Source organism: Polynucleobacter sinensis (assembly GCF_001595985.1).
Classification (GTDB): Bacteria; Pseudomonadota; Gammaproteobacteria; order Burkholderiales; family Burkholderiaceae; genus Polynucleobacter; species Polynucleobacter sinensis.
Map to the genome: position 1 here is coordinate 360,923 of NZ_LOJJ01000003.1, position 15,509 is coordinate 376,431.

Here is a 15,509-nt window from a genome sequence, read left to right on the forward strand (position 1 = left end):
CCTTAATTTCCCCGTTTTGAAAGCTCTGTTAATAAACCCTGAGCTTCAAGCGTTATTACGGGATCAATTGAACCCCCTGCCTGAATAATCTCTTGCAGTGATTTACGCGCCGCCGAAAAATCCTCAATCGTGATGTAGGCGCGCGCTAAATTTAGCTTAACCCTCAATGCATCGGCTAATGGATTAGGCTGAATGCTGTGAACTGTTTGAGATTTTTTGACGGGATTTAAATCAAGATCAATGCCAGCAAATAAGGCTTTCGCACGCTCTGGCATTGCGGTTTTTTGAGTAGATTCGACTGGATTTGCAGCGTGGGCTGAATAATGCACTCTTGAAAAGTCACGTGTCTCTGAGCGACGAGCATTCTTTGCCAAGAACCACAATAAAAGCCCAGTCAGCCCCATTAACAATAAAGTTAAGATGGCCGGGGCGAAGCTACTAAGACCAAGGAAATTAGATTGGACATTTTGGACTGTTGGCTTGCCTTTAGACTGATCAAGTAGGCGTTGCAAGTCGGCAATATTTTTCTCCAACTCAGCCACTCGAGCACGAGTTTGCTCCAAGGCCTTTTCTTGAGCAACTAAATCCTCGGCATAGCGTCGCTCCTCAATACTTCCCTCGGCGTTAGAGCCAATTTTTAATCGATCTTTAGCAGGAGCTTCCTCACCACTCTTTCCTGAAGCAGAATTAGCCAGTGAATTCGCTTTAGATGTATGGTCAGCTTGCCACTGTGCATTTGCCTCAGCTACAAACTGACTGGCTTCTACCGGACTAATGGAGCGCAATAAAGCTTGGCTTGGTTTATTTAACTGCGCACCAGCATCGAGACGATTGATGCTGCCACTAGCAAACGCATCAGGGTTTGCCTTAAATAAGGCCATCATAGTTTGATCTAGTGAAGCGCCGTCTAACTGAGGCGCCAATTGCGCCGCTATCTCAGAAAGAGTTTGGCCTGGTTTAACAGAAATTTTCTGCACATCACCCAAAAGAAGCGTGTAGACCTTGGTTATGCTGCCAGCAGACCAATTAAGGCTTAATAAAATATCCACAAATGGATCATCAGTAACCGGCAGGGCTTCAACCGTTTCCACCAATACCATCAACCGATCTTGCTGATTGCGATAGATCATCGCCTGCGGATTGAACTCTAAAACTTTTTTAGATATCCCCAAACGATCATAAGAAGCTTTATTTGAAATGCTGGCTTGAAGACTAGCTAGGGCGCCTTGTTCATCAGCGCCTACCTTAATCGGAAACTCTACCCTAAGGAGTTCACCTGCCTTGGATAAAAGTCTAGGGGGACCAAGCGATATTGCACCAGCAGAAAATGCCCAGCTTAGCCAAAATAAGCAAAGCAGCTTTGTAAGCTGAATTTGGCTATTACGGAACATTAGTGCTCAAGCAAGATGCGGAGCATGCGACGTAAAGGCTCTGCAGCACCCCACAGGAGTTGATCCCCAACAGTAAATGCAGCGAGATACTCGGGCCCCATCGCCATCTTGTGCAGGCGACCAATCGGCACAGTCAAGGTGCCACTCACCGCAGCTGGAGATAAATCACGCTCGGTGGTTTCGCGATCATTAGGCACGACTTTCACCCACTGGTTATCGTTAGCCAAAATGGATTCGATCTCTTTTAGTGGAATATCCTTTTTCAACTTTACCGTCAAACCTTGTGAATGGCAGCGCATGGCACCAACACGAACACATAATCCATCAATCGGAATGCTTCCTGGAGTTCTAAATGCAGGGCGACCTAAAATCTTATTGAACTCGGCCCCACCCTTCCACTCTTCTTTTGTCTGGCCATTCTCAACTGGTACGTCAATCCACGGAATTAAGCTACCGGCTAATGGAGTGTTGCGGAAGTTTTTCTTTGGAAAATCTGGTGAGCGTAAGGTCTCAGTGATTTTGCGATCAATATCCAAAATCCATGAAGATGGATCTGCTAACTCAGTAGCTACACTGTCACGCAATGCGCCCATCTGTAAGAGTAATTCACGCATATTTTGGGCACCAGCACCAGAAGCGGCCTGATAAGTCATTGCGCTGATCCACTCAACCATATCGGCTTTGACCAAGCCACCCATAGCCATCATCATCAGGCTGACTGTGCAGTTACTACCAATCCAATTTTTTCCACCTGCGGCCAAAGCCTTATCAATGACGGGACGATTTACTGGATCCAAAATGAGGACCGCATCTTCCTTCATGCGCAATGCACTGGCTGCATCAATCCAGTGACCCTGCCATCCTGCACCGCGAAGTTTAGGAAAAATATCGTTGGTGTAATCGCCGCCCTGACAGGTCAAAATAATGTCGCAACGCGACAAAGCCTGAATATCATTGGCATCTTGTAATGCAGTTTCGCTCTTAGCTACCTTTTGACCGTTGAGCAATGGCACCTGACCACCAGCTTGGCTTGTACTAAAAAAAACTGGCTCAATCAAATCAAAATCTTTTTCAGCCAACATTCTCTCCATGAGAACGCTACCGACCATGCCGCGCCAGCCAACTAAGCCTACCAATGGTGTTTTCGTATTTGCCATGTTGTTCAACTATCTATTTAGTGTGATGTTTTATTTAGAGAGTGCTGCGACAACCGCATCACCCATCTCTACGGTTGAAACTTTTTTCGTACCCTCGGTATAAATATCAGCCGTACGTAAACCTTGCGACAGTACTTTTTGTACTGCGGCCTCAATCCGATCTGCTTCGGTGGGCATGCCTAATGAGTAGCGCAACATCATTGCGGCAGACAAAATCGTTGCTAAAGGGTTTGCAATCCCTTTGCCAGCAATATCAGGCGCAGAACCATGACTTGGCTCATACAAGCCTTTATTGTTTTTATCTAAGGATGCCGATGGCAACATGCCGATAGAGCCAGTCAGCATTGCAGCTTCATCGGAGAGAATATCGCCAAAAAGATTACCGGTAACAACTACATCGAACGCCTTTGGCGCCTTCACTAACTGCATCGCAGCATTATCTACATACATGTGTGACAACTCGACATCTGGATAATCCTTTGCAACCCGAATCATGACCTCGCGCCAAAGTTGTGATGTCTCAAGAACATTGGCTTTATCAACACTACACACCTTTTTGCCACGCTTACGCGCTGCTTCAAAGGCGACTCTGCCTATGCGCTCCACTTCTGGCTCGCTATAGTGCATCATGTCAAAGCCTTCGCGGGCACCTTTAAATAAAGGTAATTCTGAAGTGCGAATGCCACGTGGCTGACCAAAATAGATATCGCCATTCAGTTCGCGAATGATCAAAATATCGAGACCACCAACAATCTCCGCCTTTAGGCTTGATGCAGCCGTTAATTCGTCGTAACAAATGGCAGGCCTAAAGTTAGCAAATAACTCTAAGTGCTTTCGCAGGCCCAAGATAGCCTGTTCTGGACGATGTTCACGTGGCAAGGTGTCATACTTCCAGTCACCAACAGCGCCAAACAAGATTGCATCAGCCTTCTTAGCCAACTCCAAAGTTGCCGGCGGCAAAGGATGGCCCGCCTCATCATAAGCAGCGCCACCTACAGGGGCTATCTCGAGGTCAAATTTAGGGCCTAGCGCGTTTAATACTTTTACGGCTTCAGCAACGATTTCCGGGCCGATACCATCGCCCGGTAGGACTGCAATTTTCATGAAAGGCCTTTAACTCTATAAAACTACGGCAGTTGTGTCGCAAGCCAAGGCATCTTTAGGATGCGCTCAGCCTCATAAGCCTTGATTTTATCTGCATGTTGCAGGGTTAAGCCAATATCGTCTAAACCATTGATAAGGCAATGCTTCCTGAAAGGAGCGACATCAAAGCTGTAAGCCTTGCCATCCGGGGTAATAACTTGCTGAGCCTCTAGATCGATCGTGAGCTGGTAACCATTAAATGCAAGGGTTTCATTAAATAAATGATCTACCTGAATTTCAGACAGCACAATCGGCAAAAGTCCGTTTTTGAAGCAATTATTGTAGAAAATATCGGCAAAACTAGGGGCAATCACGGCTCTGAAGCCGAATTGATCCAAAGCCCAAGGGGCATGCTCACGCGAGCTGCCACAACCAAAGTTTTTACGAGCCAACAAAATGCCTGCACCTTTATAGCGCGGTTGATTCAATACAAAATCCGGATTTACTGGGCGGGTACTGCAGTCTTGGCCAGGTTCACCGTGATCGAGGTAGCGCCATTCGTCAAATAGGTTTTGGCCAAAACCTGTTTTCTTAATAGATTTTAAAAATTGCTTTGGAATGATGGCATCGGTATCGACGTTCTCGCGATTAAGCGGGGCTACCAAACCTTTGTAAACCGTAAATTTTTCCATGTTGTCTTTGACTTGATCCGACTATGAACTGCGTTGTTGCACTTATTTCACTGGAGTAACAATAACGTCCTTACCCTTGGTCTGGGACTGATTATTGTTACTTGTATTGCTACCGCCCATGGAGTTACCCATCGTTTGCATATCTTTGCCAAGACCTTCCATCATGTTGCTGCAGGCCGATAGAACTACACCAGCAATTGCTACGATAGTTAATTTTTTAATCATCGACATTGATGTGAATTTAGACACGGTATACCCTTAAGAAATCTTACGAATATCAACAAAGTGGCCCTCGATCGCTGCAGCAGCAGCCATAGCTGGACTCACTAAATGCGTTCTTCCACCATTACCTTGACGTCCCTCAAAGTTACGATTTGAGGTGGATGCGCAGCGCTCTCCTGGCTCAAGTCGATCCGCATTCATAGCCAAGCACATTGAGCATCCCGGCTCACGCCATTCAAAACCAGCTGCCTTGAATACACGATCTAAGCCCTCGCGCTCTGCTTGAGCCTTCACTAATCCAGATCCGGGCACAACCAAAGCTAGCTTTACATTAGAAGCAACCTTTTTACCCAAACGATCCACTACTTTAGCTGCAGCGCGCATATCTTCAATGCGACTATTAGTACATGAGCCAATAAATACTTTATCGACAGAAATATTGCTCAGGGGTGTATTTGGTGTCAGATCCATGTACTCAAGTGCACGCTCCATCGCGGAGCGCTTATTTGGATCACGCTCTTTTTCTGGATCAGGAACCCGATCGCCAATTGAAAGGACCATTTCAGGGGAGGTTCCCCAAGTGACCTGAGGAGCAATTTCTTCAGCGCGCAACTCAACCACAGCATCAAACTTCGCATCGGGATCGGAGTGCAAGGTTCGCCAGTATTGCAAAGCATGTCGCATGGCCTCACCAGTAGGAGCGTAAGGACGACCCTGAACGTACTCGATCGTAGTTTCATCGACAGCAACCAATCCAGCACGAGCGCCCGCCTCAATCGCCATATTACAGAGGGTCATGCGACCCTCCATAGACAAATTGCGGATTGCTTCACCAGCAAACTCAATGGTGTAGCCAGTACCACCAGCAGTACCAATCTTGCCAATGACAGCAAGCACAATATCTTTTGCACTTGAGCCGGGCTGAAGGCGTCCATCAACCTTAACAAGCATATTCTTGCTCTTTTTCATGAGCAAAGTTTGCGTAGCTAAGACATGCTCAACTTCTGAGGTGCCAATACCAAAGGCCAAGGCACCAAAGGCACCATGCGTACTTGTGTGAGAATCGCCACAAACCACGGTCATACCTGGCAAAGTTGCGCCCTGCTCAGGACCAATCACATGAACAATCCCTTGGCGAGCATCACTCATCTTGTACTGCGTAATACCAAAGGCATCGCAATTCTGATCTAAGGTATCGACCTGTAATTTCGAAATCGGATCTGAAATACCTTGGGAACGATCGGTAGTAGGAACGTTGTGGTCAGAAACTGCCAAATTAGCGGAAATACGCCATACCGGACGGCCAGCTAGATTCAACCCCTCAAATGCTTGAGGACTTGTTACTTCATGCAATAACTGGCGATCAATATAAATAGTGGCCGTGCCATCCTCTTCAGAATAGACGACATGGTCATCCCACAATTTATCGTAAAGCGTACGTGACATTTAAATCCTCAAAAACATTATTTACGAACAGAGATGTTAGGAACCTTGCGTGAGGTTTCTCCAACATATAACTGACGTGGACGGCCAATCTTGTACTCAGGATCGGTAATCATTTCTTCCCACTGAGCAATCCAGCCGACCGTTCTTGCCAATGCGAAGATACAGGTAAACATTTCTGTTGGAATGCCAAGGGCGCGTTGAACGATGCCTGAATAGAAGTCAACGTTTGGATAAAGCTTACGACTCACAAAGTAATCATCTTCCAAGGCAATCTTCTCAAGTGTCATTGCCAACTTGAATAATGGATCATTCTCAAGACCGAGTTCTTTGAGAACTTCGTGGCAAGTCTCACGCATTAATTTAGCGCGTGGATCAAAGTTTTTGTAAACACGATGACCAAAGCCCATCAAGCGGACACTGGAATTCTTATCTTTAACTTGAGCAATGAATTCATGAATCTTGTCTACGCCACCATTTGCTTGAATCTCATTCAGCATTTGCAAGCAAGCTTCATTAGCACCGCCGTGTGCTGGACCCCACAAGCATGCAATACCAGCAGAAATAGCTGCAAAAGGATTGGTGCCTGAAGATCCACACAGACGAACTGTTGATGTAGAAGCATTTTGCTCATGATCAGCATGCAAAGTGAAAATACGATCTAAAGCGCGTACCAATACTGGATTGACTTTGTACTCCTCACAAGGAGTTGCAAACATCATGCGCATGAAATTTGCTGTATACGACAAAGAGTTATCAGGATAAATGAATGGCTGACCTACAGAGTACTTGTAAGCCATTGCAACTAAAGTTGGCATCTTCGCAATCAAACGAATCTGAGCCACTTCACGAGCATGCGGGTCGCTATAGTCGATCTCATCATGATAGAAAGCAGCCATTGCACCAACCAAACCAGTCAAGACTGACATTGGATGCGCATCGCGACGGAAACCACGCAGGAAGAATTGCATTTGCTCATGGACCATCGTGTGGTGCATGACCAATTCTTCAAAATCTTTTTTCTGTTTGGCGTTTGGCAATTCACCATTGAGCAACAAGTAGCACACTTCTAAGAAGTCGCAGTTATGCGCCAAATCCTCAATTGGGTAGCCGCGATATAGCAACTCACCCTTATCGCCATCGATATAAGTAATCTTGCTGTTGCAAGATGCAGTAGAAAGGAATCCAGAATCGTAGGTGAACTTACCAGTCTGACCATAGAGCTTACGAATGTCGATTACGTCAGGACCAATCGTGCCTTTATAAATTGGCAAGTCGATATCTGGGGTGCCGTCCGAAAACGATAATTTTGCCTTGATGTCCGATTCAATCATTTCTAATCCTTAGTCATTCAAATTGATGATTAATACACTATTCGATCATGCGTTTGCACTGCTAATGCACCAAAATACTGAATTACTTCTCTCTCAGCCTTTTTAAAAGCGCCTTGAAGCTTGGTGACTCTGACTCCTGATCCAATCCAACTGCCGAATCCTTGCGACCAATTAATAAATCCATTAAGTCGTTATCTTCCAAAGCCAACAGCAGAGTTAGTAACTTGCCATCTTCAACGCTCAATTCAGCGCCGTAACGTTGAAAGAAGCGCTGCAGAATTAAATCATTCTCAAGCAAGCCCCTTCGGGCGTCACTCTTTAAACGATATAACTCTGCATTAGTTAGGGTCATACTGCCCTGCGAACCATTAATTCCTTAATCTTTCCAATTGCTTTAGTTGGATTTAAATGTTTAGGGCAAACATCCACGCAATTCATGATGGTATGGCAGCGGAATAAACGGTATGGATCCTCTAAGTTATCCAAACGTTGAGCTGTTTCTTCATCACGACTATCAGCAATAAAGCGATATGCCTGTAGCAAACCCGCTGGTCCAACAAACTTATCTGGGTTCCACCAGAAAGATGGGCAAGAAGTAGAGCAAGATGCGCACAAGATGCACTCATACAAACCGTTCAACTCTTCACGTTCTTCAGGACTCTGCAAACGCTCTTTTTCAGGCGGAGGATTGTCATTAACCAAGTAAGGCTTGATAGACAAGTATTGCTTAAAGAACAATGTCATATCAACAATCAAATCGCGTACGACTGGCAATCCAGGCAATGGGCGCAATGTAATGACCTTAGGCAAAGTCAACATATTGGTTAAGCAAGCTAGACCATTTTTACCATTGATATTCATGGCGTCAGAGCCGCATACGCCCTCACGGCAAGAGCGACGATAAGAAATAGTTTCATCTTGTTTCTTTAAAGAAATCAAGGCATCCAATAACATGCGCTCACCAGTCAATTCAAGCTCGTAGCGCTCCATACGTGGAGCTGCATCGACATCTGGATCGTAGCGGTAAATTTCAAATATACGGATATCACTCATTTTTAATTTCTCTTAGCTTAGAAAGTACGTTCTTTAGGAGGGAAGGACTCAACCGTCAAGGGCTTTAGAACAACAGGCTTGTAATCCAAGCGATTACCTTCGCTATACCAAAGCGTATGCTTCATCCAGTTGTCATCATCACGCTCTTGATGATCATCGTGCGAATGCGCGCCACGACTTTCTTTACGAGCTGCCGCAGAAATCATGGTTGCATTTGCAGTCTCGACCAAGTTGGCGACTTCTAAAGCTTCAATACGAGCAGTATTGAAAATCTGAGATTTATCTTTGAGCCATAAATTTTTAGCGCGCTCAGTCAACTTCGCCATTTGACGCACACCTTCATCCATCAACTCTTGATTGCGGAATACGCCAGCATACTTCTGCATCGTTTTGCGAATGTCATTCGCAACATCTTGGGCGTACTCGCCAGAAGTGGAATTATCCAATGCTGAAATGCGAGCCATCGTTTGTTCACCAGCATTAGCAGGCAACGGCTTGAACTCACGATTCTTGAGATCCATTGCAACAATATGATTGCCAGCAGCGCGACCGAATACCAACAAATCGAGCAATGAGTTTGTACCTAAGCGGTTTGCGCCATGCACAGAAACACAAGAGCATTCACCAATCGCATACAGACCGTTGATGATTTCATTGTGCTTACCATTAGCTGGCACAACCACTTGACCGTTAATGTTCGTCGGAATACCACCCATTTGATAGTGAATTGTTGGCACAACTGGGATTGGCTCTTTTGTAACATCAACGTTAGCAAAGTTAATACCAATTTCATAAACAGAAGGCAAACGCTTCATGATGGTCTCGGCACCAATGTGGGTGAGGTCGAGAACAACATAATCACCATTTGGTCCACAGCCACGACCCTCTTTAATTTCTTGGTCCATGCAACGAGAAACGAAGTCACGCGGCGCTAAGTCTTTATAGGTAGGAGCGTAACGCTCCATGAAACGCTCGCCGTCTTTATTGCGCAGAATGCCACCTTCACCACGGCAACCTTCTGTCAACAAAACACCCGCGCCTGCAACGCCAGTTGGATGGAACTGCCAAAACTCCATGTCTTCAAGCGGAATACCTGCGCGAGCGGCTAAGCCCATGCCATCGCCAGTATTAATAAACGCGTTGGTAGATGCATCCCAGATACGGCCAGCACCACCAGTAGCCAACATGACTACTTTTGCCTCGAGAATGTACACCTCGCCGGTTTCCATTTCAAGGGCAGTAACACCAACAACGTCACCAGTTTCATCACGAATCAAATCAAGCGCTAACCACTCAACGAAGAAATTAGTTTTCGCACGAACGTTACGCTGATACAAGGTGTGCAACATTGCGTGGCCGGTTCGGTCAGCAGCAGCGCAAGCACGTTGGACCGCTTTCTCACCGTAATTCGCTGTATGTCCACCAAAAGGACGTTGATAAATCGTGCCATCTGGGTTGCGGTCAAAAGGCATACCAAAATGCTCAAGCTCATAAACGACTTTAGGAGCTTCACGACACATAAACTCGATCACATCTTGATCGCCTAACCAATCGGAACCTTTGATGGTGTCATAGAAGTGATAGTGCCAATTGTCTTCACTCATATTGCCAAGCGAAGCGCCAATACCACCCTGCGCAGCAACAGTGTGTGAACGTGTTGGGAATACCTTAGTTAACACCGCAACATTCAGGCCGGCTTCTGCTAATTGCAAAGAAGCACGCATACCTGAACCACCTGCACCAATAATTACCGCGTCGAAACGGCGGCGTGGCAATGCTTTTTTAATCGCGGTCATCGAATTACACTTTCCACAAAATTTGTACGGCATAGGCCGCACAGGCTACGAGATACAAAACAGTTAACACTTGAAGTGTTAGACGAATGCTGACGGGCTTGATGTAGTCCATCCAGATATCACGGATACCAATCCAGGCGTGATAGAACAAGCTAATGAAAGCTAGCAGGGTTAACAACTTCATGAACTGGTTGCTAAATAATCCCGCCCAGCCTTCGTAAGTTGGACTGCCAGTAATGCAGTAATCAACTAATAAAACGACTGTGAAAACCACCATAACAATGGCGGTGACACGTTGAATAATCCACTCTTTGAGGCCGTAATGAGCGCCGACTACTAAACGCTTCGGTCCGATTTGATAAATAGGCATGAGATTTCCTTAATGAAAAAGCGCTTAGTACAAGCCAAATAATTTAAGACCTACAACCGCAGTCAGCGCGAGTCCCAAAAAGAACACAACAATCGCTGAGCGATTAGCATCCGCCTTTTCAACGCCAATCTCTAGATCAAGAAGAAGATAGCGAATACCAGCGCAGAAATGGTGCAAGAAGCACCAGATCAAACCCAGGGCGATAATTTTCACCAATACATGTCCAGTAATTGCCTGGAATTTCTGATAGCTGATTTCAGAAGCCAAACTTTGATCAAACAGATACAAAATGAATGGCAACATTAGAAACAAAGCTGCACCGCTAATACGGTGAAGAATTGACACTTTCCCAGCCCAAGGAAGGCGGTACTTAATTAACTGGGCTAAGCCAATATTCCGATATACGGGTTTGGCGCTCTTTACTTCATGCTGTGCATCAACCATGGGCAATCTCTATATTTAGGTGGAGGATCAGTGTGACTTTGTTGTATCGCAACATATTCTATTGGAAACCTTGAGGTCGTTGTGGGTTTTTTAGCGTTTAAAGGGTTAAATTACTGGTTTTTACTAATTTGAGTGTACTGCTTAGTTCAATTTATTGTCATAGTGCTGATTGGTAGTGTCATACCTGGCGCGACGAATTTCCACTGGTTTATTCCCGTAGGTAAAAGCCACCCGCTCCACTGAAAGTAATGCAGTGCCAACAGGAATATGCAGGTGTTCCGACAGATTTTGATCCGCGTTAATCGCCTTAATCTTCTCTTCAGCCCTCACCATATGGGTGGCGTATTCACTTTCATAAAAAGCATACATCGGCCCAGACCATGCATTTAGGGCATCCAAGGTCAAACCTTTAAAGCGCCCTTCTGGCAACCAAATCTCTTCAAAAACAATCGGCTTTCCGCCAGAACTTTGGACGCGATCGATACGGATAACAGGATCACCTCCCTTTAATTTAAGCAATTGAGCAATATGAGGGGCGGATTTGAGGTTTTGACAAGCTAAAAATTGATTTTTGAGGTGCAACCTTTCACCAGAATCTGGCTCAAGGCGGAGAAAACGGTATTGCCATCCCTCCTCTTGGTGGGTGGCAACAAACGTTCCCTTACCTTGACGGCGAACTAATAGGTTTTGAGCGGCTAACTCATCAATGGCCTTGCGAACAGTACCTTGACTGACGGCATAACGTGCTGCAAGCTCTATTTCACTAGGAATGGCCTCACCAGGAAGCCACTCAGAAGCCTGTAGGCTAGCCAAAATCATCGCCTTAATCTGCTGATAAAGGGGGCTAAAAGAGGCAATTGGTTCGGATATAAGAGACAAATTAACTCCAGAGCGACTTCAATTGGATAAAATTCAGTTCTATTTCATATCTTATATAAGACATGATTGACAGTGTAAATGGAAAGTCCATACACTTGAATGGATAATAGAAAAGATTTCAATTAATTAACCTCAACTGGAGTTATTAGTAAAAATGGCAAAAGCCCCAATGCGTGTCGCCGTAACCGGTGCAGCCGGTCAAATCGGATATTCCCTACTCTTTCGCATCGCCAATGGTGATTTATTAGGCAAAGATCAGCCAGTAATCCTCCAGTTGCTCGAAATTCCAGATGAAAAGGCTCAAAAAGCACTAGCCGGCGTCATGATGGAATTGGAAGATTGCGCCTTCCCATTGTTAGCTGGCATGACAGCACACTCGGACCCAATGACCGCATTTAAGGACATCGATATCGCCCTTTTGGTTGGCGCACGTCCACGTGGCCCTGGTATGGAGCGCAAGGACTTGCTCTCAGCAAACGCTCAGATCTTCACGGCACAAGGTAAGGCCTTGAATGCTGTTGCCAAAAAAACTGTCAAGGTATTGGTTGTTGGAAACCCAGCAAACACCAATGCATACATTGCTATGAAATCCGCTCCAGATATTCCAGCGAAGAACTTCACAGCAATGCTACGTTTAGATCACAACCGTGCTCTTTCACAATTGGCAAACAAGTTGAACAAACCCGTTGCTGATATTGAAAAGTTAGTTGTTTGGGGTAACCATAGCCCAACAATGTACCCTGACTACCGCTTTGCAACTGTTGATGGCAAGTCTGTTAAGGACAGCATCAATGATCCCACATGGAATAAGGACACCTTCATTCCAACAGTAGGCAAGCGTGGCGCAGCCATTATTGAAGCGCGCGGCTTATCTTCGGCAGCATCTGCAGCGAATGCAGCAATTGATCACATTCGCGACTGGGTTCTTGGTACGAATGGCAAATGGGTCACTATGGGCATTCCATCAAAGGGTGAATACGGCATTCCTGCGGAAGTTATTTACGGCTATCCAGTTATTTGCGAAAACGGCGAGTACAAAATGGTTGAGGGACTTGAAATTGATGAGTTCTCACGTGAGCGCATGAATCACACCCTCAATGAATTGCTCGAAGAGCAAGCTGGCGTCAAGCACCTTCTCTCATAAGGATTTATGCACATGAAGCAAACACTATTAATCGTTAGCTTGTTGGCATCAGGTTTTATCGGCGCTGCAAACGCTAGTGAAGTTGTAAGCACATGGACTTGTAGTGAAAGCAAGCAGTTTAAAACGACCGGTACAACGGAAAAGGTTCGCCTCACTTGGGAATCTAAAACGTTTGATATGAAGCGTGAAAATTCATTGCCAGGAAGTCTTCGTTACAAAAATACCACCACTGGACATGATCTCGTGGTCTTAGGTAACAAGGCAATGCTTTTCAATATTAAGTCTGGCACACGTCTTGCAGACTTTTGCCAAACGGCGGAAATGAAAACAGGTAAGCTTCCCCATTTATTTGCAGATGCTGAACCTTTTACGCAAAATTAAATTATTGCGTATGGATGTATAGATAAAAAGCCGAGAATTTCTCGGCTTTTTTCTTTAATGAAATAAAGGTTGCTGCGTCGGGGCATCATCCGGCATTTCAGCGTGCACTGCCTCGCCCGATCGATCTGGAAATAAAGGGGCACCACAATCATCACAAAGCTCTGGATCAAACAACATCGCGTGACGGAAAACATCTTCAACGCCAGCATCATGAAGCGCATCAGCAATCCTCTTCATAGGGCTCTCATCATCGGATAAATCATTGAGAGCATCATTGGCCACGCTCTCTCGATCGTATAGCGGCCAAATCACACCATAGACGACTTCGGGCGAGCCTTTCAAGCTAAATGAAATACGATATTCATCTGCTTGATCTTCGCCAAACGCACCAACTACACATGAAAGACCTGCAGGCAATACGCCCAATGTACTCTCTAAGAAATTAACAGCCGCCCTAATACTGAGAGGACGAACATGCTTATCCGCCAAGCGGCAGTTGGTAAAATAAGCCTCTGGCAGCAATAGCTCAAACTCACAACCAGGTAAAAGAGCAGCTATGGGATCATGCATCGCTGTTTGCCACCCAATCAGACTCACGCCCCTCTCTTGACGCAACGGAGCTTCTGCCTGCCAACGAAATAGTGGCATACCACTTGGCGCCGCAACTACAGCGATAATAAATCTCGGATCAGCCAATACGGCAATTGTCTCTGACATTTCGCGTAATTCTATTTTGATCTCACTAGAAGTAATTGCTGCTGTAGCCAGAGCCTCAGTAAGTAAACGTGTTTGAGAATGAGAATGCGGCATCTGATCGATGCTGTACAACCAGGGAATAATCGCTAACCTACTCTCAGTCGAGGCTATAGAACTATGCAAGGCAGCCGCGGTCGTTTCAACGGCCCCAATCGGCAGAGCCCCTGACGGAATTTGATAACGGGTATGCGCAACTATAGGCAATGCTAATAACAATGCATCCCAATTCTGTCCATCATGCTCGATCACCAGTGATTCAGCAAGCGTCTCTGCAGAATCGGCAAGAACCTCGAAAGCCACTGTATTAATACGAAAGGTTTGATCCAACGCAGCATCGATTGCATTCTGATTTTGATTTTTGAGCAAACGCATCAAGCGTAGATTCAGACGCTCCTCCCAAAATCGATCCTCTACTTGACTTCCGGATGCAGCTAAAGAAATCGCGTCCGCAACCAAGCGCTCAACATCGGGAGAGGATCTTTGCGGGGATTTAGTGCGATGAATAGCCATAGAGAATCCTCTTACTTTCTTTCAGGACGTCTAAAGATGGGTTTTTCCGGCTTTGATTCACTAGCCACATATTTATAGCCGTCTAAATTAAAGCCTTTTAAATCGGCGGGATCAGTAATCCGATTTTCAACTACGTAGCGAGCCATCAAACCTCTGGCACGCTTGGCATAGAAGGAAATAATTTTGTATTTACCATCCTTGGTATCCTGAAACACTGGAGCAATTACAGGACAATCAAGCTTCCTTGGCTGCAGCACTTTGAAATACTCTTCCGAAGCCAAATTGAGAAGAATGGGCTTTTTCTGCTTCTCCAGAAGTTTATGAAGCGAATCGGTAACGCGCTCACCCCAAAATGAATAGAGATCCTTGCCTCGAGTGTTTTTGAAGGCTGTACCCATTTCAAGGCGGTAAGGTTGCATTAAGTCCAAGGGCCTCAAGGCCCCATAAAGACCAGAAAGAATGCGGATATGGTTTTGCGCGAATTCAAGTGCTTTAGGACTCAGCGTTTTAACGTCAAATCCGTCATAAACATCCCCATCAAAGGCATAAATCGCTGGCTTACTGTTTTCCTCGGTGAATTTTTTAGACCAATCCCGGTAGCGTCCAACATTCAAGGCTGCTAGTTGGTCAGATAAACCCATTAAATCAGCCACCTCCTGCGGTGCCAATTTTTTCAAGTCGGCTATCAGCTTGGCCGATTCCGAGACAAATTCAGGCAAAGTGGGTGCTTTGACCTTAACTGGGGTTTTGTAGTCGAGTGATTTAGCGGGCGAAAGGACGATCAGCATGGCACAATTTCATTATGAATTTCTTCCATTCTAGCGACTACCAATCTTATTTGCCTTAAACCGTCT

17 protein-coding genes are annotated in these 15,509 nt (G+C 45.6%); 2 read left to right on the forward strand and 15 right to left on the reverse strand.

Annotation, left to right across the window (positions count from 1 at the left end):
- Window positions 1–2: 2 nt before the first annotated feature.
- From AOB49_RS05595 to AOB49_RS05655, 13 genes are all read right to left on the reverse strand, one after another.
- Window positions 3–1,391, reverse strand: a complete 1,389-nt coding sequence (locus tag AOB49_RS05595; RefSeq protein WP_062308826.1) for a FimV/HubP family polar landmark protein — start codon at window positions 1,389–1,391, stop codon at window positions 3–5.
- Window positions 1,391–2,548 carry an aspartate-semialdehyde dehydrogenase gene (gene asd, locus AOB49_RS05600; RefSeq protein WP_062308827.1) on the reverse strand — a complete coding sequence of 386 codons (1,158 nt, stop codon included), beginning with the start codon at window positions 2,546–2,548 and terminating at the stop codon, window positions 1,391–1,393. The genes AOB49_RS05595 and asd overlap by 1 nt, the downstream gene beginning before the upstream one ends.
- Window positions 2,549–2,578: 30 nt before the next feature.
- Entirely contained in the window at window positions 2,579–3,652 is a 1,074-nt protein-coding gene (gene leuB, locus AOB49_RS05605; RefSeq protein WP_062308829.1) for a 3-isopropylmalate dehydrogenase, read from the reverse strand.
- A 23-nt stretch (window positions 3,653–3,675) separates the two neighbouring features.
- Window positions 3,676–4,323: a 3-isopropylmalate dehydratase small subunit gene (gene leuD, locus AOB49_RS05610; protein ID WP_062308831.1), complete on the reverse strand. Its 648-nt coding sequence runs from the start codon at window positions 4,321–4,323 to the stop codon at window positions 3,676–3,678.
- Between the two features lie 42 nt (window positions 4,324–4,365).
- On the reverse strand, window positions 4,366–4,572 hold the full coding sequence (locus tag AOB49_RS05615) for a hypothetical protein (RefSeq protein ID WP_062308832.1): 207 nt from the start codon (window positions 4,570–4,572) through the stop codon (window positions 4,366–4,368).
- A 9-nt stretch (window positions 4,573–4,581) separates the two neighbouring features.
- The gene (gene leuC, locus AOB49_RS05620) at window positions 4,582–5,991 is read right to left on the reverse strand and encodes a 3-isopropylmalate dehydratase large subunit (protein WP_062308834.1); all 1,410 of its coding nucleotides are present in this window, start codon (window positions 5,989–5,991) and stop codon (window positions 4,582–4,584) included.
- Window positions 5,992–6,008: 17 nt separating this feature from the next.
- Window positions 6,009–7,322: a citrate synthase gene (gltA, locus tag AOB49_RS05625; RefSeq protein WP_062308835.1), complete on the reverse strand. Its 1,314-nt coding sequence runs from the start codon at window positions 7,320–7,322 to the stop codon at window positions 6,009–6,011.
- A gap of 82 nt (window positions 7,323–7,404) precedes the next feature.
- The gene (locus AOB49_RS05630) at window positions 7,405–7,674 is read right to left on the reverse strand and encodes an FAD assembly factor SdhE (protein ID WP_062308837.1); all 270 of its coding nucleotides are present in this window, start codon (window positions 7,672–7,674) and stop codon (window positions 7,405–7,407) included.
- Window positions 7,671–8,375, reverse strand: coding sequence for a succinate dehydrogenase iron-sulfur subunit (locus AOB49_RS05635; protein ID WP_062308838.1), 705 nt, complete (start codon window positions 8,373–8,375; stop codon window positions 7,671–7,673). Before AOB49_RS05635 ends, AOB49_RS05630 begins: the two co-directional genes overlap by 4 nt.
- 17 nt (window positions 8,376–8,392) lie before the next feature.
- The gene (sdhA, locus tag AOB49_RS05640) at window positions 8,393–10,171 is read right to left on the reverse strand and encodes a succinate dehydrogenase flavoprotein subunit (RefSeq protein ID WP_062308840.1); all 1,779 of its coding nucleotides are present in this window, start codon (window positions 10,169–10,171) and stop codon (window positions 8,393–8,395) included.
- 4 nt (window positions 10,172–10,175) lie between these two features.
- Window positions 10,176–10,541 (reverse strand): succinate dehydrogenase, hydrophobic membrane anchor protein, encoded by a 366-nt coding sequence (sdhD, locus tag AOB49_RS05645; protein ID WP_062308841.1) that lies wholly within the window; start codon window positions 10,539–10,541, stop codon window positions 10,176–10,178.
- Between the two features lie 24 nt (window positions 10,542–10,565).
- Complete coding sequence (sdhC, locus tag AOB49_RS05650) at window positions 10,566–10,985, reverse strand: succinate dehydrogenase, cytochrome b556 subunit (protein WP_062308843.1); 420 nt, start codon at window positions 10,983–10,985, stop codon at window positions 10,566–10,568.
- A 141-nt stretch (window positions 10,986–11,126) separates the two neighbouring features.
- The gene (locus tag AOB49_RS05655; protein WP_062308845.1) at window positions 11,127–11,864 is read right to left on the reverse strand and encodes a GntR family transcriptional regulator; all 738 of its coding nucleotides are present in this window, start codon (window positions 11,862–11,864) and stop codon (window positions 11,127–11,129) included.
- Between the two features lie 154 nt (window positions 11,865–12,018).
- On the opposite strand from AOB49_RS05655, the gene AOB49_RS05660 reads away from it, so the two are divergent.
- Window positions 12,019–13,008: a malate dehydrogenase gene (locus tag AOB49_RS05660; RefSeq protein ID WP_062308847.1), complete on the forward strand. Its 990-nt coding sequence runs from the start codon at window positions 12,019–12,021 to the stop codon at window positions 13,006–13,008.
- A 12-nt stretch (window positions 13,009–13,020) separates the two neighbouring features.
- Window positions 13,021–13,389 carry a hypothetical protein gene (locus AOB49_RS05665; RefSeq protein ID WP_062308849.1) on the forward strand — a complete coding sequence of 123 codons (369 nt, stop codon included), beginning with the start codon at window positions 13,021–13,023 and terminating at the stop codon, window positions 13,387–13,389.
- 54 nt (window positions 13,390–13,443) lie between these two features.
- Here AOB49_RS05665 and AOB49_RS05670 read toward each other — a convergent pair whose 3' ends face one another.
- Window positions 13,444–14,655 carry a DUF2863 family protein gene (locus AOB49_RS05670; protein ID WP_062308851.1) on the reverse strand — a complete coding sequence of 404 codons (1,212 nt, stop codon included), beginning with the start codon at window positions 14,653–14,655 and terminating at the stop codon, window positions 13,444–13,446.
- An 11-nt stretch (window positions 14,656–14,666) separates the two neighbouring features.
- Complete coding sequence (gene yaaA, locus AOB49_RS05675; protein WP_062308852.1) at window positions 14,667–15,443, reverse strand: peroxide stress protein YaaA; 777 nt, start codon at window positions 15,441–15,443, stop codon at window positions 14,667–14,669.
- Between the last annotated feature and the right edge of the window lie 66 nt (window positions 15,444–15,509).